Source organism: Chitinophaga caeni, assembly GCF_002557795.1.
GTDB classification, from domain to species: Bacteria; Bacteroidota; Bacteroidia; order Chitinophagales; family Chitinophagaceae; genus Chitinophaga; species Chitinophaga caeni.
This window is the reverse complement of record NZ_CP023777.1, coordinates 4,198,116-4,222,454: the sequence shown is the minus strand read 5'-3', so window position 1 is coordinate 4,222,454 and position 24,339 is coordinate 4,198,116. Positions and strand designations below refer to the sequence as shown.

General features: G+C 43.5%; 19 protein-coding genes. 12 read left to right on the top strand and 7 right to left on the bottom strand.

Annotated elements, in window-relative coordinates; all coding sequences use genetic code 11:
- The first annotated feature begins 100 nt into the window (after positions 1–100).
- Positions 101–637, top strand: coding sequence for an SRPBCC family protein (locus COR50_RS17770; RefSeq protein ID WP_098195235.1), 537 nt, complete (start codon positions 101–103; stop codon positions 635–637).
- A 530-nt stretch (positions 638–1,167) separates the two neighbouring features.
- Here the strand turns inward: COR50_RS17770 and COR50_RS17765 are convergent.
- From COR50_RS17765 to COR50_RS17750, 4 genes are read right to left on the bottom strand one after another with little or no spacing between them, the layout of a single operon-like run.
- Complete coding sequence (locus COR50_RS17765) at positions 1,168–1,830, bottom strand: response regulator transcription factor (RefSeq protein WP_098195234.1); 663 nt, start codon at positions 1,828–1,830, stop codon at positions 1,168–1,170.
- A gap of 18 nt (positions 1,831–1,848) precedes the next feature.
- Complete coding sequence (locus tag COR50_RS17760; RefSeq protein WP_098195233.1) at positions 1,849–2,625, bottom strand: sensor histidine kinase; 777 nt, start codon at positions 2,623–2,625, stop codon at positions 1,849–1,851.
- A complete protein-coding gene (locus COR50_RS17755; RefSeq protein ID WP_098195232.1) occupies positions 2,613–3,254 on the bottom strand; it encodes a hypothetical protein in 642 nt (213 codons plus the stop codon). The genes COR50_RS17760 and COR50_RS17755 overlap by 13 nt, the downstream gene beginning before the upstream one ends.
- A 9-nt stretch (positions 3,255–3,263) precedes the next feature.
- Positions 3,264–3,683 (bottom strand): hypothetical protein, encoded by a 420-nt coding sequence (locus COR50_RS17750; RefSeq protein ID WP_098195231.1) that lies wholly within the window; start codon positions 3,681–3,683, stop codon positions 3,264–3,266.
- A gap of 379 nt (positions 3,684–4,062) precedes the next feature.
- Between COR50_RS17750 and COR50_RS17745 the strand changes: the two genes are divergently transcribed.
- Both COR50_RS17745 and COR50_RS17740 read left to right on the top strand, forming a co-directional pair.
- On the top strand, positions 4,063–6,858 hold the full coding sequence (locus tag COR50_RS17745; RefSeq protein WP_098195230.1) for a S8 family serine peptidase: 2,796 nt from the start codon (positions 4,063–4,065) through the stop codon (positions 6,856–6,858).
- Between the two features lie 10 nt (positions 6,859–6,868).
- Entirely contained in the window at positions 6,869–8,548 is a 1,680-nt protein-coding gene (locus tag COR50_RS17740) for an amidohydrolase family protein (RefSeq protein ID WP_098195229.1), read from the top strand.
- 5 nt (positions 8,549–8,553) lie between these two features.
- Here COR50_RS17740 and COR50_RS17735 read toward each other — a convergent pair whose 3' ends face one another.
- Positions 8,554–8,961, bottom strand: a complete 408-nt coding sequence (locus COR50_RS17735; RefSeq protein WP_098195228.1) for a transcriptional regulator — start codon at positions 8,959–8,961, stop codon at positions 8,554–8,556.
- A gap of 152 nt (positions 8,962–9,113) precedes the next feature.
- Here COR50_RS17735 and COR50_RS17730 point away from each other — a divergent pair, with 152 nt between their 5' ends.
- Positions 9,114–10,643 carry an ArnT family glycosyltransferase gene (locus COR50_RS17730; protein ID WP_098195227.1) on the top strand — a complete coding sequence of 510 codons (1,530 nt, stop codon included), beginning with the start codon at positions 9,114–9,116 and terminating at the stop codon, positions 10,641–10,643.
- Between the two features lie 328 nt (positions 10,644–10,971).
- On the opposite strand, the gene COR50_RS17720 is transcribed toward COR50_RS17730, so the two are convergent.
- Both COR50_RS17720 and COR50_RS17715 read right to left on the bottom strand, forming a co-directional pair.
- Positions 10,972–11,757, bottom strand: a complete 786-nt coding sequence (locus tag COR50_RS17720) for a ThuA domain-containing protein (RefSeq protein WP_098195225.1) — start codon at positions 11,755–11,757, stop codon at positions 10,972–10,974.
- Positions 11,758–11,787: 30 nt separating this feature from the next.
- Positions 11,788–12,606: an alpha/beta hydrolase gene (locus COR50_RS17715; RefSeq protein ID WP_098195224.1), complete on the bottom strand. Its 819-nt coding sequence runs from the start codon at positions 12,604–12,606 to the stop codon at positions 11,788–11,790.
- A gap of 483 nt (positions 12,607–13,089) precedes the next feature.
- Between COR50_RS17715 and COR50_RS17705 the strand changes: the two genes are divergently transcribed.
- From COR50_RS17705 to cfa, 8 genes are all read left to right on the top strand, one after another.
- On the top strand, positions 13,090–13,326 hold the full coding sequence (locus COR50_RS17705) for a hypothetical protein (RefSeq protein ID WP_098195222.1): 237 nt from the start codon (positions 13,090–13,092) through the stop codon (positions 13,324–13,326).
- Between the two features lie 52 nt (positions 13,327–13,378).
- Complete coding sequence (locus COR50_RS17700) at positions 13,379–13,801, top strand: secondary thiamine-phosphate synthase enzyme YjbQ (protein WP_098195221.1); 423 nt, start codon at positions 13,379–13,381, stop codon at positions 13,799–13,801.
- A 263-nt stretch (positions 13,802–14,064) separates the two neighbouring features.
- Complete coding sequence (locus tag COR50_RS17695; RefSeq protein ID WP_157760966.1) at positions 14,065–14,661, top strand: RNA polymerase sigma factor; 597 nt, start codon at positions 14,065–14,067, stop codon at positions 14,659–14,661.
- Between the two features lie 89 nt (positions 14,662–14,750).
- Positions 14,751–15,923 (top strand): FecR family protein, encoded by a 1,173-nt coding sequence (locus COR50_RS17690; RefSeq protein ID WP_098195219.1) that lies wholly within the window; start codon positions 14,751–14,753, stop codon positions 15,921–15,923.
- A 273-nt stretch (positions 15,924–16,196) separates the two neighbouring features.
- Complete coding sequence (locus COR50_RS17685; protein WP_098195218.1) at positions 16,197–19,454, top strand: TonB-dependent receptor; 3,258 nt, start codon at positions 16,197–16,199, stop codon at positions 19,452–19,454.
- 23 nt (positions 19,455–19,477) lie between these two features.
- Positions 19,478–20,923 carry a RagB/SusD family nutrient uptake outer membrane protein gene (locus tag COR50_RS17680; RefSeq protein ID WP_098195217.1) on the top strand — a complete coding sequence of 482 codons (1,446 nt, stop codon included), beginning with the start codon at positions 19,478–19,480 and terminating at the stop codon, positions 20,921–20,923.
- Positions 20,924–20,925: 2 nt separating this feature from the next.
- Positions 20,926–22,941 carry an FAD-dependent oxidoreductase gene (locus COR50_RS17675; protein WP_232516207.1) on the top strand — a complete coding sequence of 672 codons (2,016 nt, stop codon included), beginning with the start codon at positions 20,926–20,928 and terminating at the stop codon, positions 22,939–22,941.
- Between the two features lie 238 nt (positions 22,942–23,179).
- The gene (gene cfa, locus COR50_RS17670; protein WP_098195216.1) at positions 23,180–24,325 is read left to right on the top strand and encodes a cyclopropane fatty acyl phospholipid synthase; all 1,146 of its coding nucleotides are present in this window, start codon (positions 23,180–23,182) and stop codon (positions 24,323–24,325) included.
- Positions 24,326–24,339 lie beyond the last annotated feature (14 nt).

Here is a 24,339-nt window from a genome sequence, read left to right as displayed (position 1 = left end):
AAATTACCTTTAAATTGTCGGGATTGCCAATAAGGAATCTATGGAGATGAAAATACCTTTGTATCGTACAATACAGGTCAATATCTTAAATTTTAAATAAATGAAAGCCTTATTTATTGTAATTGGAATCATTGTTTCCCTATTGGTGATTTTCTTGGTCATTGCCATCTTCACTAAAAATGATTATTCTGTAAAGAGAAGTATTACGGTTAACCGTCCCGTTAACGAGGTATACAGTTATCTTTCGAATCTCAAGAATCAAAAGGACTATAATACCTGGGTAATGAAAGATCCGAACTTAAAGGAAACATTTACCGGTACCGATGGAACCGTAGGTTTCGTTTATGCTTGGGACGGCAATAAAGAAGTAGGTGCAGGGGAACAGGAGATTACGAAGTTGATCCCGGACCAAGAAATAGATATGGAGATCCGGTTTAAAAGACCATTTGAAGGGTTAGGAAAAGTTAGCTACCAGACGGGGCCTGCCGGTAATAACCAAACAGAAATCAGTTGGACTATGAGCAGCAGGATGCCATTTCCTATGAACGCGATGCTGGCATTGTTTAATATTGAAAAGAAGCTGGGGAAAGATCTTGATAGCAGCCTGGAGAATGTGAAAAGGCATTTAGAACAATAATAAGTGATTAATAAAAACGATTTTTGTTAACTTCAGTTAGCCGGGTTCGCTGCATGCGGGCCCGGTTTTTTTATAACCAGGTATTTTTACCTGGTTGCAAAAACGGGTATTCAGTACCTTTCATTAATCGGCAGCTTACTGTTACTTTGCACTAACAACGGAAACAACCAGTAACAGGGAAAGTTCTTCTAATAAATAATAGCATAAAATAGTTTGATTACCAATTTTGCTCTACTATTTTTTACTGTTGTATGCTATCTCGAAAGGGGTAGTATACTACGGTAAAAAAACAAAGATATTCGCTTTAGGGCGTTCTAGGTGTATTATATGTATAATTATGTTCTCGATCTTATGAACGTCTAAACCGCTCCCGGTTTGGGATATGGGTGTTTTTCCATCACTCAATTAATATCATGACAGTATATTGTTGATGTGAGCCCCAGCGGCTTGCTTTATTAGAACTAGCTGCACGCAACCGCTTGCCATTGGTGGGCGGTTGTATTTTTAAACGGGATGTAAAATGGTGATGGTTATGCCCCGATATCGAAGATGCCATATTTAATTGCGAAAACAACTAAACCGGCAGTATTGCGGCAACCTATTTTTAACAATAGGTTGTTCCGGTGCCCTTCCACGGTGCGTACGCTGATAAATAATTGGTTGGCCATTTCCTGGTTGCTGAATTCACGGCATATCAATATTAAAATTTCCTGCTCTCTTTTACTAAGGTCTACCGGGATAGCCAAAGCATTCTTAAGGTTATCATTGCGTAACTTTTTCGCATTTTTCAGTATATCGAGGATATATTTGTTGATATAGAAGCCGTGATCAAATACTTGTTGAATCGTTTGGAAGAGTTCTTCCTTATCGCAATTTTTGGCTAGGAAAGCAACGACCCCATTCCGCATCAAGCTAGCGATGATCCTTTCCTGGTAATGCATTGTTAGTATGATTACCTTGATGCCGGGATACAAGTTTTGTAAATGTTCGTTCAGGTCGATACCGGTCATGACCGGCATCTCGATGTCTACTATCGCAATATCGGGAATGCCGTTGTTTTTCGCCAGGACATCCAAGAATTCCTGCCCGTTTTCCGCTTCGGCAACGATTTTGAGACCTTCATTCTGCTCCAATAAAAATCTTAAACTCTGCCGGAATAAACTATGGTCGTCAACGATGGCAATCTTAATCATGGTGTGGTTCTTTTTGATCTATTGTATTGGTATACTGCATGTTATATTGAATCTAAATTCGTTCGGAGCGGAGAAAGTATAAGTGGCATTGATCACATCCAGCCGGTTCTTGATATTTGCCATTCCCATTCCTTTGCTGTTATTTAAATCTTTTAACCCTTTGCCGTTATCAGAGTAAGAGAGTTGCAATCGGTTACCTTCTTCCCATATGCGGATGGCGATTTGGCTGCCCCCCGAATGCTTGATCGTATTATTAAAAAGCTCTTCGAGTATCCTGTAAATAGATAATTCGGTACTCCTGGATAGTTTCGCTAGGCTTTCATCTGCCTGGTTTTCTATGTTAACTTGAAACTGTCCGCCGTTGTTGATCACATCGGCAAGATCTTCTATTGCTTCGGGCAAGCCGTATAAGTTCAGGGTAACGGGGGAAAGGTTATGGGAAATGTTCCTCGTATCAACGATGATCCGGTCAATGATTTCTTTGCATTGGGATCTAAGGCCGGTTCCTGCTGATTCGGGCATGCTTTCGATTACCATCCTCAGTGAGGATAAAGCAGCTCCTACGCTATCATGCAGGTCGCTGCCGATGCGTTTCCGCTCTTCTTCCTGGGAAGCGTAAATAGCGCCCATGATTTCTTTTTGATGTTGTAATTCGCTTTGTTGGATAACCTGTTGTTGTTTCAGGATCTTGTTCTGGTTATTGGCGTGGATCAACAGGAAAGAGACGGCTAACAGGAAGGTGCCTCCCATGACGAGGGTAACAAGTACGTAGATATTCTCAGTTATTTCTTGCATTTATAGAAACTTATACTGATCAAAATATACATTAAAATAACAAAAGTTCCATGCAGGTTCCAGATCAATAATACCACTTCGTGCGGGGCTTTCGCTTCTACCAGGTTTGAAAAGGCAAATTGGGATAATGCGGCGGAGAAATAGATGAGTATCCCGGCATTCGCCCAGTTGGCGGGGATTTCAGACCAGCGTAATTGATGTTCTAACGGGGATGATGCAATTAAATAAAGTAAGCTGTATACGATTAACAGTAAGGCAGCAACGGGCCGCGTGTTAGAATTAAATACGTAAATGCTTTGTAAATAAAGCGCATTTACAAATCCGAAGATGATAAACAATCCGGCTAGTATCAAGATTACCCGCTTAAGCGTTTTGCTTGGTAAAACAAGGGCATAAAACCAACTTAATAAAACAAACTCAACAACCGTGTAAACATGCAGGATCGGCAAGTTATTGGAGTTGGAGAAAATGCTCGCTAAGCAGTTGGTAACCCCGGCTACTATTACATAACACCAAATTACTTTCATAGCTTTCGGTAGTTCTTTGAACTTCCATAGCCCAACAGTAATCGGTATTAAAGTAGCAGCCGGGGCAATTATGCCTAAATAAATACTGGTAAATGAAGGCATCTAAAGAAATTAGGATTTGCCATACAATGGGCTGTCAACATCGCACACGCTCGGACATGGCTTCGTGAAATCTTCCACGCCGGATTCGGTGCCCTTCAAACCTTCCTTACCAATGGTAGGAATCTCCAGGATATCTTTATTGTCTTTGTCGACCGGAACGAAAATCAATGAAATTTCCATGCATTTCTCCATGTTATCTGTTCCATCGGGTAAAGCGCAAGTAAAATATGCCCTTACACCTTCCATCTCGATTCCGCGGTGGCGGTAATCATGTACCAAGTCAAGGATATCTTGTACGGGGATATAACTGCCGCGTGGTAAATCGGCTTCCGTTTTCCATGGGCCTTTGTCCTTGATGAAAGCTCTCCAGGCGGTTGTTCTTTTAATAGCAGTTTCCAAAGGGATGACATTACGATTAGAATCGCTCATAAGGATTGATTTAAAAGGGTTTTGTTAGAAATAGTAATAGTACCTGGTAAAAATATTGAATATTTCCGCTTCAACAAACTTTCAACGATTGTTAACTAGTAATAGATAGCTAGCGAAGCGCTAATTAAATGTTTATATCCAATATTTATAGAACAAAACATCTTTCCTGCCTAAGAGGGATATTGAATAATTAATTTGCCAAGAATCTCTAAATAAGTATATTTGATATATCAGTTTGAACCCCAAGTATTAGATTGTTTTAGTTGCACAGAAGACTCTATAGATCAAGATTATCCCCAAATGACATCCGTTCAAACTAGCTTTTATTGGATTAACTGGCCGTGAACAACGGTACATTACCTACTTCAAAAGTTAAACTATGATTTCCCGTTGGTCTGTCGTAGAACAGGTTGCCCTCCGGTATGGTCATGTTGAAGGCGCTTTCGACCAGGCTGCCAAGCGTATGGCTTTGGCCAAGGAAGGCTTGATTCCGAAATACAGTATGGAGGATAACCAGCAACGTATCCAGCTAAGGGCGGCCAGGGAAGGATTACCCTTGCCTTTAGCGCTCGAAAGAATTAACGGTATATCCAATTTCCAGGATAAAAATATCCTAGAAAAATTAGAGTTGAAGGCCCGTGCCGTATGTAGGCTAACAAGGAACCATGAACCGATCGGTACAGGTTTCCTCGTCGCGGAAAACATCATACTCACGAATCATCATGTTATAGAGTCCATTGATGATGCCAATGGTATGGTCGCTGAATTCGATTATGAACTTGATGTTCATGATAAGCTGGAGAAGTATACTAGCTTCGAACTGCTTCCCGCTACCTTCTTTTTAACATCGAGCCTGGTCAAAGATAAACAAGTGCCTTTCTCTGGACTGGATTTCACTTTCATCGCCATCAAACCGGTATCGCGGGAAGGTAAATCGATCCAGGAATATCCCCCGATATACCTGGATGGGAATATCGGTAAAATCATCAAGGGAGAGTCCTGCATCATTATTCAACATCCAAATGGTTTTCCCAAAAAAATAGTACTGAAAGACACTACTTTCTTCTCCGAAACAGGTACCAGGTTAGTATACGAATCCGACACGCTACCGGGTTCTTCCGGGGCTGTCGTAGTGGCCCTTGGAACTTGTGAAGTTGTAGCATTGCATCATTCGGGTTTGCCTCGAACGGATGACCTGAACCGCCCCTTAACTAAAATCGGTACGGTAGCTAACGCGAGTACACCCGATAGCGAAATAGATTGGATCGGCAATGAAGGTATCAAGATCAGCAAGATTATCGAAGCATTGACGGCAGCCAACTTACCGGTAGAAATGGAGGTGGGAAGAAAAGCATTATTAAATATGACGGCAGATATGGCCGGTAAACTATCCCGGAATGCCGATATTGTTAACCAGCCCATGGCCACGCCCCCCCAAAATGAAAATCTTGACAAAATGAATACGGTTCCGATTGAAAACCCCGGTGTTGGTATTACGGCAACCACCCCGGAAACAGGTGAAGCGCTACAATATTTTGAAGTATTGTTGAACGAAAGCCAAACGCTGCGCCAACATTGGGAACAAGCTGCCCCGCAGTTGATTCCAGGCTTGGTGCGTAGGCAAGCGCTGCTATCCTTGAGTACCGATCCCCTGGCGGAACGCTTGGAATATTTAACGGTACGATCTTCTCAAGATCCTTGGCTATTGGCGGCGGATATAGAAAAAATTCCGGTGATAGATATGTGTACGCCAGACTTGGAATCACGAACTGATGTTGGCGTGGCGGAAGACTACGATATCAGCGCCCGTGCAACGGAATCGATTATCGCTCCGGATGGTACGGCAGAACCTAATGAAAATATTTTTACTGGCCGCTGGGAAAATGCAAAATGGTACAAGGAAGCTCATAATGTTGCTGCGGACAAGATCCGGTGGTGGCATTGGTATGCGGTGAACTGTCCCCTTCAACCCGATGCAGGGAAAGATCCTTGGAAGGGGATTGCACAAAATTTATCCAAGCTCCGCTTCGTTCAGCTCGATACAGGTTATACTACTCATTCGAAGGCCTTCCCGGCTTTCGACCTGGACCGGGATTATGATTTCCTGGAACAGGATAATACGGCTGAAGACCGCGCAAAAAATATTTTACAAAGGCTAGGTTTCAAACATCCCAGCCATGGAACCCGGACGGCTAGCCTTACTTTGGGAGGAAAAATGGTTGCCGACCCGATGAAGCTCGATGGTAACAACGGGATGTTAAATTTATTTGATCAGCGTTTTACAAAATTAATTCCTTACAGGATCGCGCGTTCGGTTGTACTGATCGGTAGGGGAAAGGAGATGGTGGATGCCGCAAATACTGCCATCCGTAATCAAACAGATGTGATGTTTATGTGCATGGGAAGTTACCCGCGGCCCATGTTTGAAGTGGTAGCAAGGGAAGCATATATGAACGGCGTTATTTGGGTTTGCGCTGCCGGTAACGAGGTAGAAGTAGTGGTGGCCCCGGCCATGTACCCTGGAACAATCTGCGTCGGTGGTACGAACCCGGGTGATGAGCCTTGGAGTGGTTCTTCTTACGGTAACGTGGTTGATATCTCCGCCCCAGGTGAGGATGTGTACGTTCCATTCCTTGATAAGCATGGAAACGAAATCATGGTTTACGGTTCCGGTACCAGTTATGCAACGCCGCAAGTTGCTTCCGCTGCCATGATGTGGAAAGCTTTTCATTATGCCGAACTTTCAAAGTTCCAGAAACCATGGCAGGTCGTGGAAGCATTTCGCCATTGCTTGCAGCACAGCGCCCGCAAACCCGGGAATTGGCCGGATCAATATTTTAGAAATTATGGTAAAGGTATCCTTGATATTCAAGCATTATTAGCTTACCCCTTACCCGGGCCGGATGATTTGAAATGTGCTTATGATGGGGTAAAGGATATCGCTAAAAAGGATCTTGGTGTTAAAGAAGCTGCACATGCCATATGGAATACGATCAAACGTAAGCTAAGCAAAGGTACGCAGTTGGAAGAAAGTTTATTGTCGGTGCCCTTATCCCAAAGGGCTAGGGCTGCCTTGGCTGCTTTTTCAAAAACGGGCTACGGCTCTGTTACCGAATCAATATTGAGTCCGGATGTACAATCTGATCTACTGATCCGTGAATTCTTCGAACAATAAAATTTTCGATATGTCCCATTTCGATTTTCATATGCACCCGGTATTCAAAAGGTATATCTGTCAATTTGAATCCTTGTATCCCACCCAACGTAAAGCGGAAGAGCTGTTACTGCCAATAGATATGAAGAATCCCTTGATAGATCTCTTGGAAGAAAATTTCCTACACATACTGGAAAGCCAGGTTTGCCTTTCCCAAATGAAAAAGGGGGATTTGCAAATGGGGGTGGCTGCGATAGCGCCGGTGGAAGAAATATTCGTTCAGAAGAATGGTCTTTTCGGGAAAATATTAAACTCGCAGTTTTTTACCGCGCCGGTGGATCAAACCATCTTCAAGTTAATAAGGGATCACAAGATTTCTTATTATCAATTGCTGTTAAGGGAGCTGAATTTATATAAGTTGTTATATGAAAAAGGACAGATACATATCCTGAACCGCGCCGAAGGGAAGGTTCCTGCTACTAACGGGCAGCCAGTTTTGGCTATTGGTATTGAAGGCGGACATAGTTTAAGTAGGTCCCTGGTCCGCCGACCGGGGGAGCCGGATACAATCTTAGTGAATAGCCAACAACCGCTAGATGCTCTGGTGAAGGACTTCTTAGACAATCCATTGCTCTCCGCTGCGGATAGCCTGCGGCATTTACAGCAAGCTATGTGGAAGGAGAAAATGGATATTTGTTACCTTGTTTTAACACATCTTTCTTATATACCGGAACAGTTTTTAGCGACCCATGCTTTCGGCATGAAAATGATAGAGAGCGAAGCTGTGTATCCTTATGGTAACGGCATTAGTCAGCAAGGCAAGGAAGTTATTGATGCGGCTTATACTATGAAAGTGGGGAACAAATCCGCCCAGATTTTAATTGATATCAAGCACATGGCTTTAAAGTCGAGGTTGGACTTTTACGCTTACCGGCAGGAGAAAAATTATGCGCTACCGATCATCGCGAGTCATATGGGCGTTACAGGTTGCTCCATTGAAGAATGGAAATTTTCCTTGGAGTCTTCCCGCTTGTTAAACACATACGGTGTACCATTTGTCGGGATTACAATGGACCGTTCATTAGCAGGTTATTGGGGCGCCATCAACAAGGAGTTCACGTTTAACAGCTGGTCCATCAACCTGATGGATGAAGATATCGAGGAAGTAATGAAGAGTAAAGGGATGATAGGCTTGAGCCTTGACGTTAGGATATTGGGATGGCAAGCGGGATTAGCTAAAAAGGATAAAGAAGAATATTTGTCCTGGGAAGACTTCCGTTTCTTCTTCCCGGATGAAGCGAAGAAATTGTCGCCGGGGGATATGCCTTACGAGGAATCATACCTCCTGCCTACCAAGCAGGAACGACATCCCTTGGCGCTGTGTTTTAATATATTGCATATCGTTGCCGTAGGCAATGAAATTCCCGGCTGCGATCCATGGCAGCATATCTGCATTGGGAGTGATTACGACGGGTTGATTAATCCCGTGGCTAACTGCCGTGATGCTGCTCAATTGCCGGCGCTAGGAAAAGCATTGGCGCGTTGGTTGCCTATAGCGGAAAAAACATATGTCGAGGAACGGCAGCTCGATTGGCTGTTGCCCAGGAAAAAGGATGGAATCGATAAGCTTGCCTTGGAAAAAATCGTGCAGGGGATTTTATTCGAGAATGGGCGAAGCTTCCTCGAAAACTGGGTGGGTCAAAAGTTATAGCAGCATTAACCTGCTTTCCTGACCATGCAAATTATATCATCGGGATTAATGTACCACTCGCAACAATAACTATTAGCGTCTAACCCGGGTTGTTCCAATAGCGTTTCGAAAGCAGCCGCGATTGATTCTATATGATCATTGTAATTTTTAATAGTAATCGCGATAAAATCTCCTTTTGGGATTTGAATGCAGGGTAGTCCCAGTTGTTTTGCTTCGGATGCATCTTTTGCGACAGCGCCTGCCTTGTATTGAATAATCCCGTTTTCCGGTCTTGAAATGCTGATGAATTTCCTCCCGGCCTCAATAGGAACCTGTTTATGAAGCGCTTCATGGGCATTGCATATATCAGCCGGAAATTCTTTTGCAGCCACGTACATGATCAAAAAATCTTCATCGATATGAATAGTTTCCATAATTATTCTTTTACATAAAATTACAACGATTTACATACTAGGTAGGGGCGTTTTACGACAAATTAAAGGTGTATTAGGGCGGGTTTACAGCAGTTTTGGGGAAGCGGGCTGGAATTTATATATTTACCATATCAACCACTTTATCTCGGCTTATGAAAATTAGTAACACCACCTGGGTTATCTCCGTGTTTTGTGCCGTCAAGCTGGGATTACATTTATTGGCCGATTATCATTCGGGATTCCAGGGCGATGAATTATTGCATATACAAACGGGGGATCACCTCGCCTCCGGATATATGGAATTTCCCCCCTTGATTGGTTTGTTGGCATGGATACAGGATCTATCGCATTCGGATTCGGTTTTTGTACATCATATTTTCGCGCACTTGGCATGTATCGGAATTATAATGCTTGTTGCCAGGACCATCCTTTTATTAGGTGGGGATGCCCGCGCTGTATTTACCGGTTTGATGTGCATCTTGATTGCACCGGGCTTTGAACGTTCACAGCAACTGTTTCAGCCGGTCGTGTTTAGCCAATTCTGGTGGGTGCTGAATTTTTATTACCTTTTAAAATATATACTCCGTTTAGAAAAAAAATATTTGTGGTATTTGACCTTTACGTTGATAGCAGCTTTTTTAACAAAGTATGATGCCGTATTTTTCGCGGCGGGATTGCCGGTATTATTATTCTCAAGGAGAACGAGGACGGCTTTAATACAGCATCAATTTTGGAAATGTTTGCTCGTATTTTTACTGGCAATCAGCCCCAATTTAATTTGGCAGTACGCCAATGATTTTCCTGTTTTCCAGATGTTTAGCCGTTTGTACAGCACGCAGTTGGATCATTTGAGTTTTATTGAAGAGCTGCGGTCATTGATATTATCCACGAACCCCTTAGCTTGGTTAGTTATAATAGCAGGTTTCATTTACCTAGGTATTAAAAGTCCCAGGAATATTTATTTCTTGGTACTGTGTTGCATTACTGTTTCTATTGTTTATATGATTTATAGTAAGGGGAAGCAATACTATTTCTACCCCATCATCCTGACTATTATCCCTTTCGGTGCGATATTTTACCAGGAAATTATTTTTGCTTGGCGTAAATGGTCTTTTTATCCGCTGGCAATCATCCTGTGCCTTGGATTGGTGATGATCCCCTTCGGGATGCCCGTTTATTCATTGGATCGGTATATCGATCGTATCCACAAAAAATATGCAGACAATACAGTTCCCGGTGGAAAATATGCCATCAGTTTCGAGGAATATTATAGCCAATTTATGTGGCCACAAGTGTTGACCTTGCTGGGTAAAACATACGAAACATTATCCCCTGCGCAGAAGCAACATTGCTTAGTATGGGGACGGCATTACCGGCAAGCAGGCGCGGTGGCATTGTGGGGAAAGCAATATGGATTGCCCGCGGTATTCTCGTACCATGGAAGCTTCTACTCCTGGGCGCCGCTTGGCAATATGCCGGCAACAATTTTGGTTTTGGACTATAACGGTAGTTGGGAAGAGGATTATAAAGAATTATTTACAAAAATTACAAAAGTAGGCCGGGTATATAATCCTTATGCTGATGAAGAAGAGACATTATTCCAGTATGTATATATTTGTGAAGGCCCTCTTCAATCATTCGATGATATGAAAAGGATTTACAAGGATAGAATCTACGAATAGAACCTTGCATCAACGATATTTATTCTATTGGCACGATACTATTTTAATTCATTATTGTCCGACCAAATTTTAACCTGTGAGCAATTTGATCCCTCAATTGTTCGATTCAATGTTCATCTGCTCGTTTCTTGTACTTTTTTGCTTGCCCAAAAAAGGCCAAAAAAGGGCAAAAATTGGCCATTACGGCCCGCTCGATCTAGCCTTTCTACTGTATGGCCAAGCTACCCTTCGCTATCAACGGCGCGAAGTCTTCTTGGCGGGGGGGAATGTATCATCCTTCGCTTATATCCTTTACCAGGTAAGGAATTCAAGCACCTTTAAAGCATTTTTAGTTGGACAACAATGATTCTAAATCATTCAATGACCATAGGATTGCATTCCTCAATAATTTCCTGTAATTGTTGTTGCTAAATAGGTCCGGGGAATGACCCATGAAGATATACAAGTTTTTAGCAGGCTTGGAGGGATTTGTCCAAATTACGGGATGATCTCCCATCTTGATACCTGTTGGCGGTTGATAAGAATTTTCATCAACATGCGCTAATACGTTAACATTATTCCTCGGGCTTTTATCATATGTATACCATTCCTCTTGTTCAATTTTAAATGTACTGTCAACCCCTGAAAAAATTGGATGCCCCGGTTTTTCTGTATGCACTGTTCCGCTGGCAAAAGTCGCGATATAATTCTTGAAACGGATTTGCCCCATAAAATTGTAAAACCAATCCCAAATCGGGTACCCGTCAAATTCCCCTAGTAAAGTCGCATGGTGTAAACCGATCCAGCTTCCTTTCCCGGAGTCGATATATGCTTCGAAAGCCTTTACCGCATCTTTATTCCAAGCATAAGGAGGATAATCGAGTTGTAAGATCAGTTGGTATTTAGATAAAAAATCAGCATTGATCTTATCCGTATGAACGAGGTAGGTTATATTGTAATGTTGCTGTTGTGCTAAGCTATCCAGCCAAGGGGCGGCTCTCTTGCTAAAAGCCAAATGGTGGCCGCCATTTTCGTATAATACCAAGATATTCTTTTGAGCCTTGAGCTGTGCGTTCAAGCTTGAGACTGATAAGGATAAAATAACTGTTAAAGTGAATGCCCAACTTTTTTTCATAGCGTGGAAATTAGCATGAAGCCATACAGTTTAATGATGTGCTTTATACTCTTTATTTAATCTGTAAATTTCGTGCAACATTAATGGAAAAGCCGGCACCGGCATATTTCCATGTTGGTATCCATCAAATTCGAATAAATGGGTATGCTTGTGGCCAATTAATTTCATCATCCTCGCCAAGTAAGCATTTTCCTCGTAACGGCCGTACAATTCCAATTCGCGGTCGCCCGTGTAAAGATACAAGGGGGGCGCATCGGCTCTCACGTGATATAGCGGCGCTAGTGAATCGACAAGGGGTTGTAATGCTTTCATGCCGCGTTCCTTCCTCGCGGTAAAGTGCGTAATGGCCTGTCCGCTGAATGGAAATAAACCGGCAATCCTGTTCGCATCTATATGGTATTTAGCCAGGTAATGTTTATCCAAACCCACCATTTCCGTAAGGTAGCCACCCGCAGAATGGCCGGATACATATATTTGGCTACTATCACCTCCGTATTCTGAAGCATGGTTGAAAGCCCATGCTACGACGGCCGCCGCATCTTCTATGATCTGTACCACTTTTACCTTGGGGCTGAAACGGTAATTAGCCGTAATTACCACCGCCGGTTGGTTTTTCAATTGCGCCGGCATTGCCTTATCGCCCACTTCTAACCCGCCGCCATGAAACCAGATAATCACCGGTAGCTTGTTGCCTGCGCTCTTGGGATACTGTATATCCAGGACGCAGCGTTCTTTCATATAATCATCTTGCATTCCTTCCCGGTAGTGAATGTTACTTTTCAGGTCAAATCTATCTTGAGCTATTAATTGTACGGGTAATAAAAAACATAATAATACCAGGAAACGCATAGTTATATCGGTTTGAGGGAGTTAAGTTACATATTTCAATAAGCTAATCAAAACATTATTGTCCGACTAAATTTTAACCGGTGAGCAATTTGCTCCCTCAATAGTTCGATTCAATGTTCATCTGCTCGTTTCTTGTACTTTTTTGCTTGCCCAAAAAAGGTACCAAAAAAGGGCACAAATTGGCCATTACGGCCGCCAATTTGATCGCTCGATCCAGCTTTTGTACTACTGTATGGCCCAGCTGTCGTTCGCTATCAACGGTGCGAAGTTCTACGGTTCTCTTGGCGGGGGGTGAATGTATCATCATTCGCTGATGTCCTTGACCAGGTAAGGAATTCAAGTAAATTTAATGCAATTTTAGTCGGACAACAATGAATCAAAATGTAGGTAAAGATTACACTTACATTCTTGCTTGCAGCCGTAACTTTTGTCACGGTAAAAAGGCCGGTAAGCCGCTATTTTTGAGCTATAAAAGTATAACAAATGGAATGCAATATTAAGAATTGGACATTGATGAAATGGATTCGCCTAGTTTTAGGCGCGGCGCTCTTAATCGAAGGATTGCGTGCACATGATGTATGGATCGGGGTAATGGGCGGATTTTTACTGGTGATGACCTTGGCGAATGTCGGCTGTTGTTCGATGGGCGCCTGTAGCACCCCGAGGCGGAATACTTCTGGAAAGCGGAATGAAAATATCGACTACGAAGAGTTGAAGTAGTAATATGGCAATAGTAGGATAATGATTTTATACCTTTGTACAAAATCAATCCATGGAATTTTTTCAGGAAATCATCCGTTTCAGGCCGGTAAAAAGAGGCTTTCATCTTATCACCAATGAAGTCATGCAGGCGCTTCCGCAGATATCGGGAATGGGAGTAGGGATGTGCCAAGTTTTCATTCAGCATACATCTGCCTCTTTAACGATCAATGAAAATGCCGACCCTACCGTTAGAACCGATTTTGAAACATTCTTCAATAAGGCAGTCCCTGAAAATGATCCCGATTATGTTCATGATTACGAGGGGCCCGATGATATGCCGGCCCATTTAAAAAACGCTTTACTGGGATCTTCGGTTCTTATACCGATCAGGAAAGGAAGCTTGGCCCTGGGAACTTGGCAGGGAATTTATCTTTGTGAGCACCGGGATGAAGCAACGGCGCGACAAATCGTGATCACGGCCTGGGGCAAATAAATTGTATGACCTTTTCTGCCGGCGGAAATAAAACACCCGTTACAATACAGCTTGCATCCAGCCGGAAGCTGAAGTTGCGAGCTGATCTTGCTTAACCCCAATGTCAACTTGTTGATTTACAGCCAAGGTACGAACACCTCAATGCGGGTAGCTTTTTAAATTCTTTTAATAATCGATAAATGTACTCCCTACACATTTTTTTATTATTTTTAGCTGTAGCAAATTGATATCAACCAATAAACAGCCGGAATAATTGTATGCCGATGCTGAAAATTCCACATAATGAAAAGAAATTGCTCTTTCGCCTATCAGCAGGCGATCCGGGGGCATTTCGTACCGTTTTCGAAACCTATTGGGATCATGTGTACGGCGCGGCTTTGGCCTTGGTAAAATCGCCGGCAGTGGCAGAGGATATCGCGCAGGATATTTTCACACAATTGTGGGAACGGAGAGCTAACCTCCCGGGCATACAAAACTTCAAAGCATATTTATATACCCTGGCTAAAAACAGGATATTGGATCGTTTCCGCCACCTATCTACACAACAACAATACCGCAAGCATATTTATAATTATATGAACGAATGCGATACGGAGCGGGTAGATGAACTAGCTGAAGCGCGGGATATACAGCGGATATTGGAAAATGCAATTCAATCTTTACCCCCGCAGCAGCAGCGGGCCTTTAAACTGAGCCGTTTCAATGGCCTCAATCATGATGAAATAGCCCAGGCGATGGGTGTTTCCAAGGTCACGATAAAAAGCTATATCGTCCAGGCGATCTCCACGTTAAGAAAGGTATTAGCCAAGCAGCCTGTTCCATTTTGGTTGCCATTATTCCTCTTGCAAAAATTTTTATAATTTTTTTTATCCCCGCCACCTCCCCCCGGTAACTTGATCCGTCATACTTAATACAGGGCGCTGTACTTGCACCCTGAAATGTATTATAAATGGATGCTGTTACTTTTAAGAATTTATTAGAAAGGTATTTGAGAGATGATCTCGATGAGCAAGAATTACAACAGTTGTTGGATTCTTTGCAAGATCCCGCATTCCAAGAAGAATGGGAATTGGCCGTTTCGCAACAATTGGAATATCCGTTTCCAGCAGGAACGGCAGGTTTGCCGGTAGGTGATGCTTTCGAGAAATTCAGGAAACTGAACGGGCTTAAAAGGACTAAGCGCCCGCTAATACGCAGGTTGCCTTGGAAAGCCGTGGGGATTGCCGCGGCAATTATCGGTATGGCTATATTATTAAACAAGGTATTTATTCAAAGCCCGGAGGGGAAGAATTTCCGCATATCCGCTAAGGAGCAAGTACTCCCGGGAGGTAATAAGGCTGTGTTAACCTTGGCAAATGGCGATCAAGTAATATTAGATACGGCGGGAAACGGTACCATCGCCCAACAGGGAAATGTACAGGTTTTGCAAGTTCAGCAAGGACAACTATCATTTAACGGCTCTGGCGACGAAGGTTTGCCTGGTGGGATGAACACGATCAGCACGCCGAAAGGGGGGCAATACCAGGTTATATTGACCGATGGTACCAAGGTATGGTTGAATGCCGCCTCCAGCTTAAAATTTCCAACAGTATTCAGCGGGGCAAAGCGGGAAGTACAATTAGAGGGTGAAGCCTATTTTGAAGTGGCAGGAAATGCCCATAAACCATTCAAGGTGAATGTTAAGGATGATATGGCGATCCAGGTGCTGGGGACGCATTTTAATGTGATGGCTTACAAGGATGAACAGAATATTGAAACAACATTATTGGAAGGTTCGGTGCGGGTAGAACACGGACTAGATAAATTATTACTAAAACCAGGGCAGCAAGCCCAATTGCCGGGTGATGGTAAGCTCCGGTTGTCGCCCCTTGTTGATGTAGAAAACGTGGTGGCATGGAAGAATGGCTACTTCCAGTTTGAACGGTCAGATATCCCATCTATATTAAGGCAGATAAGCCGTTGGTATAACGTAGAGATACAATATGAAGGAAACATCGATTTCAAGAAGGAGTTCGGTGGGAAACTTTCGCGCAATAGTAGTATAGAAGAAGTGTTGAAAGCGCTGGAATTAAGCGGTGTCCATTTCAAGTTAGAAGGTGCAAAAATTGTAGTATTTCCATAAATCACAAAAAACAACGTTATGAAAATTCACTTATTTAATTCCACCACAAGTTAACGGTTACGATATGGCTTCCCTAAAAAGAAAGCCGGTAGTGTTCGCACCACTACCGACCAGTTCATAGGGCGCCATAGAAATGTGACCTTCCATGGCTGATACACCCGGATTTCATCCGGGTAGGATTTCTATTACCCTATCAATTTCAAATTTATGCTTTTTAGTACTATTTGTACGCAGTTTTTTGAACGGCGAGCAATTGCCAAAATTTGGCTATTTATGAGGCTTTTAGCTGTAATACTCCTCGGAGCGTGTTTGCAGGTAAGCGCGAAAAGCTATGCTCAAGCAATCACTTTATCGGAGAAGAATGCGCCCTTGGAAACTATATTCAAGAATATCGAGAAACAAACGGAGTATGTCTTTTTCTTCGACCAAGCCATGCTGGATCGATCCAAAAGGGTTACCATCAAGGTGAAAAATGAAGATCTGAAAGATGTATTGAAAGAATGTCTCGATCACCAGTTCCTTACCTATTCGATAATTGGCAAAAATATCGTGGTATTCCCGGTAGGCTTACCCGGTATCCCGATGGGTTTGCCTACTGATCCTACCAGCAACTTCCAGGAGATAAAAGGTAAGGTTACCGATGCTAGCGGTATGGCGCTACCGGGCGCTTCTATTAAGATAAAAAATACTTCCCGCGGTACCGTGACGGATGCGAACGGTAATTTTTCGCTAAATGCGAATATTGGCGATACGCTGGAAGTTTCTTACCTGGGGTATAAAACCAGGGAAATTATGATACAAAACGCGCAGCCGCTTGATATCATCCTACAGTCTTCAGTGAATACAACGGATGAAATAGTGGTCGTTGGTTACGGTACCGTGAAGAAAAGCGATCTAACGGGTTCCTTATCCCAGGTTAAATCGAAAGACTTAACGGCTTTCCCTACCACGAACGTAATGCAAGCCTTAACCGGCAGGGCTTCCGGGGTACGCGTGATACAGAACAACGGTGCGCCGGGCGGTAGCATCAGTGTGCGTATTAGGGGAGTGAACTCTATCCTTGGTGGCAATGAGCCGCTGTACGTAATCGATGGTTTCCCTTATAACGGTAACCCCACTTTCCTGCAAAACTCGGATATCGAATCGATCGAGATTTTGAAGGATGCATCGTCTATTGCGATTTACGGCTCGAGGGGCGCTAATGGCGTGGTATTGATTACAACGAAGAGTGGGAAAAAAGGTGGCCGTACCACGGTAGATTTCGACGCGGGTTACACGGTTCAATCCGTTACCAAGAAGATGAAGTTGATGAATGCATCTCAATATGCATTGTTATATAACGAACAAGCTAAGAATGATAACCTTTCGCCTTATTTTACCGATGAACAATTAGCGGAAATCGCCAATGGTCCCAGTACGGATTGGCAGGACCTGGTTTTGAGAACCGCGCCGATGTTCGTATCGAATGTAACGGTAAACGGTGGCTCGGAAAAAACACGTTTTTCCCTTTCCGGCGGCACCTTCTTACAGCAGGGTATTATCAAGAATAGCAATTACAAAAGATACTCGGTCAGAGGTAATATCGACCATGATATCAGTAAATATGTTAGCGTTTCCTTTAATGCCATACTGACACGCTTGAACAGCCGCTACCAAAATTCCGGTTTAGGTAATAGGGGTAGCGACCTGATCTCTGCCATGTTGATGGCGCCCCCGACCCTCGGCCCATACCTGGAAGATGGTTCTTACCGCCGCATGACTACCGCTTATCCTTTTATATCGAACGCCTTGATCAACCCGATGATCCCGATTAATGAAATAAACGACGGGATCCAGGCAGACAGGGTGTTTTCAAATGCCGCGGTTACCGTGAAACCGGTGAAAGATTTGGTTATCAAGATATCCGGCGGAATAGAGAATTCTAATGATCGTACGGATTATTATGCAAATATCGAGCCCTCTACCAATAGTGTTGGTACGGCCAGGATCGGCACCAAGCAACTGACCAGTTTGTTGAATGAAAACGTAGCTACTTATTCCAAGCAATTCGGTAAGCATGGGTTTACGCTTTTGGGTGGCTTTACTTACCAGGACTATGTTGCCACGACGGTGGGCGGATCCGGGGTAGGATTTTTGAGCGATGTTCCGGGAACGGGTAACCTGGGTAGTGCCGCCACGCCGGGCATACCGAACTCCAGTTATACGAAATGGACCTTACTTTCTTATATAGGTAGGTTGAATTATAACTACAACGATAAATACTTGGCCACCGTGAGCTTCCGCCGTGATGGATCCTCCCGTTATTCGGAAAATAACAAATGGGGTAATTTCCCATCGGCAGCTTTGGCTTGGCGTATTTCGCAGGAAGATTTTATGAAGAGTATAGGTTGGTTATCGGATCTTAAGATCAGGACTAGTTACGGGGCAACAGGTAGTACTGCCATTAATCCTTACCAAACATTGAACCAATTGTCTTCTTCCAATACCATTTTCGGGGATGCGCTCTATACCGCATTTGCACCGGGGGGAAGCCTGCCGGGAAATTTAAAATGGGAAACAACGCACCAGTTCGATGCCGGGATCGATGCATCTGTCCTAGACAACAGGGTGCATTTTACCGCCGACTATTACGTGAAAAAGACAAGTAATTTGCTGAACAGGGTAGAGTTGCCTGCATCGATGGGGTATGATTACACCGTTCAGAATATCGGGGAAATAGAAAACCGCGGGATGGAATTTGGTGTTGAAGCCAACCTGGTAGATCGTGAAGTGAAATGGAATGTAAATGCAAATATTTCCTTTAACCGCAACAAGGTATTAAAATTATACGATGGCCAGGATATCAACGGTTCTTCCTTCTACACGGGTTCGCTGAATGATTTTGTAAACATCTTAAGGGAAGGTAAACCCCTCGGTGTTTTCTACGGTTACCAAGAAGATGGTTATACCGATAACGGTAACCTGCAATACGTGGATAGAAATAAAGATGGAAATATCAGCGCCGATGATAAAACATTTATCGGTGATCCCAATCCCGACTTTATCTACGGCTTAAATTCAACAACATCTTTCAAGAATTTTGAATTAACATTCTTTATCCAAGGATCTCAAGGCAACGATATTTACAACTTGAACCAAGCTGCTACCTTGGACCTGGGTATGGGTTTGAATCTTCCTGTTGATGTATACAACAATCATTGGACACCGGAAAATACGAATACCAAGTATCCCAAAATCAGCCGTAGCTTATCGGCAAATATGTCTGATCGTTTCGTGGAAGATGGTTCTTACCTCCGCTTCCGGACCATTCAACTCGCATACAACCTTCCCGTTAGTAAATGGAGCTGGAAGGGTTTCCGCTCCGCACAGATTTATGTTAGCGGGCAAAACTTAATCACCTTCACTAAATATTCATGGTATGATCCAGATGTAAATGCTTACGGATCGTCCAATTCCATCAACCAAGGAATTGATTATGCCACGTATCCAACTAATAAGTCGGTTACTTTCGGTATCAAGTGTGGATTTTAATGAATGATTAAAACTGTTATAAGATGAAAAAATATTTGTTCTATATATTGGCTTGTGGTTTGTTTTCTTCCTGTAGTAAGGAGTTAGAAGAACATCCCAAATCGATCGCCGCGGAAGTCTTTTATAATACCCCGGCGGAAGTAGAGGCTGGACTTAACGCGATTTATATCCCTATCCGTGGTACGGGCGCTTTCGGTGCCTTGTATCAATGCCAGCTCGAAATTTATACAGAATATATGTATGGCCGTGGAAGCCATGCTCCCTTGAATGATTACAAGGGGTTAGATAATACGAATATCACGCGTGTCGGCGGGATGTGGACCTTGTTCTATCAATCTATCCGGAATGCGAATATCGTGATCTCGCGTACTCCCGATGGTACCCAGCTAACAGGGGAGCAAAAGGCCAAATACATCGCGGAAGCAAGGTGCTTGAGAGCCCTTTGGTATTTTCACCTGGTGAGGAACTGGGGCGGTGTACCGTTAAGAACCGAAACGAATATCGACTCTATAAACCTGCGCCGTGCAGGCCAGCAAGAAGTGTACGACTTCATCGTTTCGGATCTCAAATATGCGGAAGAGAACTTGGAAGATGTACCCCGTTTGCAGGGAACACCATCCAAGTGGGTTGCCAAAACTATCTTGACCGATGTATATATGAACTTACATCAATATGGCTTGGCTAAAACCAAGGCCGCCGAAGTAATAAGCTCCGGTAAATTCTCCCTCGTGGAAGTGGCTGCCGCGGATGATTTCGATAAAATCTACGGTCCTGAAGTTGTGGAAACTCCCGAAGAGATACTTTACCTTAAATACTCGCGCACGCCATCCGGGCAAGGGTTTGAACTCCCTAGATATGCACATTATCCGGGCGCAGGCTATTTTCCTCCCGGTGGTTATTATACATTTTATAGTGATTCGGAAGAAAATTTATTCGTGAAGCAATGGGATAAGAATGATCTACGTTATCAATTTAACTGGTATTCTCAAACCTTCGGTTTAGGACCCACTACTATACTGAATAAAAAATTCAGCGACCGTACTACAACTACCGGCGCGGGGAATGATTTCCCGTTATACCGCTATGCAGATGTATTGTTGTTTTATGCCGAATGCGTAGCACAAGACGCTGCTCCTGATGCGGATGCGATGGAAAAATTGAACATGGTACACCGCCGCGCATACGGGAAACCTTCAACAGTCGCGGATCCCGCGATAGATTTTAAATTATCTGACTATAGCACAAAACAGGCTTTTATTGACTTGGTAGTTAGGGAAAGGGCTTATGAAGATTGCTTAGAAGGGAAGCATTGGTTTGATCTGAAACGTCTTGGAATCGCGCAGGAAGTTATCCAAGATATGCTGGGCATCACGATGCAAGAAAAACAATTATTATGGCCTATTCCCACGGATGAATATAACTACAATAAGGCCATCGATCCAAATACTGACCAAAACCCAGGATATTAATTATGAATGTATTGAAGATGAAATTTATCGCGAATTTTTGCTGGATCATCGCTTGCACGAGCCTGATGTTTTCCTGCAAACAATCCACGGATAACATCAAGGAAGTAGATGTTTGCATTTACGGCGGAACTTCTGCCGGTGTTATCGCGGCTTACACGGCCAAGATGCAAAACAAATCGGTATTGTTGATTGAGCCCGGCAAAAGGTTGGGTGGCTTAACTTCCGGTGGATTGGGCTATACTGATATCGGGAACAAATTTGCCATATCAGGATTATCGCTAGATTTTTACCGCCGTGTAGGTAAACATTACGGCAAACTGGAACAATGGATTTTCGAGCCGAGTGTAGCGCTAGCCGTATATCAACAATATGTTGATGAAGCCGGTATAGACGTGTTATACGAACATCGCTTGGCAGGGGTAGAGAAAGATGGCGCCAAGATATCCGTAATTCAACTGGAACAATCGGCCGGCAATGAAGCTACGGTAGGTAAAGTGAAAGCCAAGATGTTTATCGATTGCTCTTACGAAGGCGACCTGATGGCTAAGGCAGGTGTGTCATACACGGTAGGCCGTGAAGCGAATGCTCAATACGATGAAACCTACAACGGCGTACAGATGCGTGAAAAGCACCAGTTTCCGGATAGCATCGATCCATATAAAACGCCGGGTGATCCTTCAAGCGGTCTAGTTTGGGGAATTAGCGATGAACCTTTAGCTGAACAAGGTTCAGGTGATAAAAAGGTGCAGTCTTATAACTTCAGACTTTGCTTGTCTGATGATCCCGCTAATATGATTCCCATTACCAGGCCGGAACATTACGATTCAACGAAATACGAGTTGTTATTACGCGTATTGGCAAAACGACCTGTAGGGAATCTTTGGGGATTCCTGAAGTTTGACCTGATGCCGAATCACAAGACGGACATCAACAACAACGGACCTTTCTCTACCGATATGATCGGGATGAATTATGATTATCCTGAAGCCAGCTACGCCAAACGTGCCGAGATTCAAAAAGCGCATGAAGATTATACCAAGGGACTATTATATTTCATCGGCCACGATCCCAGGATGCCGGAACATTTGAGAGAAGAAATGCTTAAATGGGGGTATCCGAAAGATGAGTATACTGGTAATGGAAACTGGAGCCCCCAAATGTATGTTAGAGAATGCCGCCGCATGGTGGGCGCTTACGTGATGACCCAAGCCAACTGCGAAAGCAAGGAAGTTGTAAAAGATGGAATTGGAATGGCAGCGTACACGATGGATTCTCACAATTGCCAACGGGTAGTTGTAAACGGGATGGTGAAAAATGAAGGTGATGTGCAAATCGGCGGATTCGGACCTTACCCGATTTCTTACAGGTCAATTATACCAAAGAAAACGGAGTGCGAAAATCTTTTTGTGCCGGTATGTTTGTCAGCTACGCATATTGCGTACGGCTCTATCAGGATGGAACCCGTATTTATGGTACTGGGACAGTCTGCGGCTACCGCCGCCGTAATGGCCATCGACAAGAACGTTGCCGTACAAGATGTAGATGTAACATCACTGCAACAACAATTAAAGTCCAATCCATTGGCAAGTGGCAAAACTTCCGATGTATTGGTTGATAATGACAACAAAGATGCGGTAACGGTAAAGGGCGATTGGCAGCTTGTTAACCGGGGCGCTTACGGTCCTTCGATGTTGGTATTAGAAAAGAACGATGCTACTGCCTCGGTAAAATTTACCCCCCAGGTTCAAACCGCGGGCAAGTATGAACTGTATACATATTTACCTAAAGTGAAAGACATCTCCACCAAGAATCATATCCAGGTTTTTGATGGTCAAAAGACCACGGAAGTGCCATTGATACCTGCCGATGTAAAGGTAGAAGGGCAAACTTCAGGGGAATGGGTTTCCTTGGGTACATATGAATTTTCAAAAGGAAGCGAAGCTTACATTGAAGTGATGGGCAAAGATGCAGATGGAAAGGTGGTGGCCGATGCCATTTTGTTGGTGCCACGATCTTGATATCATCCCCGTATGTATGTGCAACCGTAGAGTCAAGGCATGCCTTGACTCTACCTCCGCATACATCTCCGCATATATCTCCTCCCCATGAACCATCTCCCCCGAATTATTGTTATTAAAAAAGACGATCCCGCATAAGATCGCAGCATCTCACCAAATACCAACATTGCCACACCTTCTTATCCGGTTCGTCGTCAATACGAATGTGAAACCTTTGACTTGACAAAAACAGGACCCGATGAACCGTTCAAAAAGTATTATCACCCAATTATTAGATTCAGCAGGAGTTGTAATTAATGGAGAACACCCTTGGGATATCAAAGTACGTAATGAAAATTTCTTTCCCTTGGTAATTCAACAAGGCTCCTTGGCTATCGGTGAAAGTTATATGCAAAATTGGTGGAGCAGTCCGCAGCCCGATGCTTTCATCGCAAAAGTATTGTCTGCCAGGTTAGACGAGAAGATCCACAAAAGCCTATCGTTAAAAAAGCATATTTTCCTGGCGAAGCTGTTCAATCACCAGGGGCATATACAGGCCTTCAAAAATGGTAGCCGGCATTACGATATCGGGAACGACTTATTCGAGCGGATGCTGGATAAGCGGATGACGTATACCTGTGCATTTTGGGATGGCGTCAAGACCTTGGATGCAGCACAAGAGCAGAAGTTGGACATATCATGTCAAAAAGTTCATTTAAAACCGGGGATGCATGTATTGGATATCGGTTGTGGTTGGGGAAGTTTCGCACAGTTTGCGGCAGAACGCTATGACGTGAAAGTTACAGGTATCACGATCTCCAAGGAACAGGCAGCACTTGCTAAAGATCGATGTAAAGGCCTGCCGGTAGTCATAAAATTGATGGATTACCGCGACCTGTCTGGCCAATACGATGCGATAGTTTCCTTGGGTATGTTCGAACATGTCGGGTATAAAAATTACCGCGCTTACATGGAAATTGCCCGGAAATGTTTACATGATGGTGGTTTGTTTTTATTACACACGATAGGGTCAAACCGGTCTTCCGTGTTTACAGATCCATGGATACATAAATATATTTTCCCGAACTCAATGTTGCCATCAATCGGCCAAATCGGGAAAGCCATCGAAGGATTGTTCGTAATGGAACACTGGGAAAATTACAGTGCCGATTATGACAAGACGTTGATGACCTGGTATCACAATTTTAAAGAACATTGGAACGAACTGGCTTCAAAATACGATGAAACTTTTTTCCGCATGTGGGAATATTACCTGTTATCATGTGCGGCAACCTTCCGTGCCAGGAACAGCCAGCTTTGGCAAGTGGTCCTTTCAAAAAATGGTGTCCCGGGAGGTTACCGGTTTGAAAGGCATACTACTAAAAAGGACAGTACCATGTATTAAGTTTGGGAACTTCA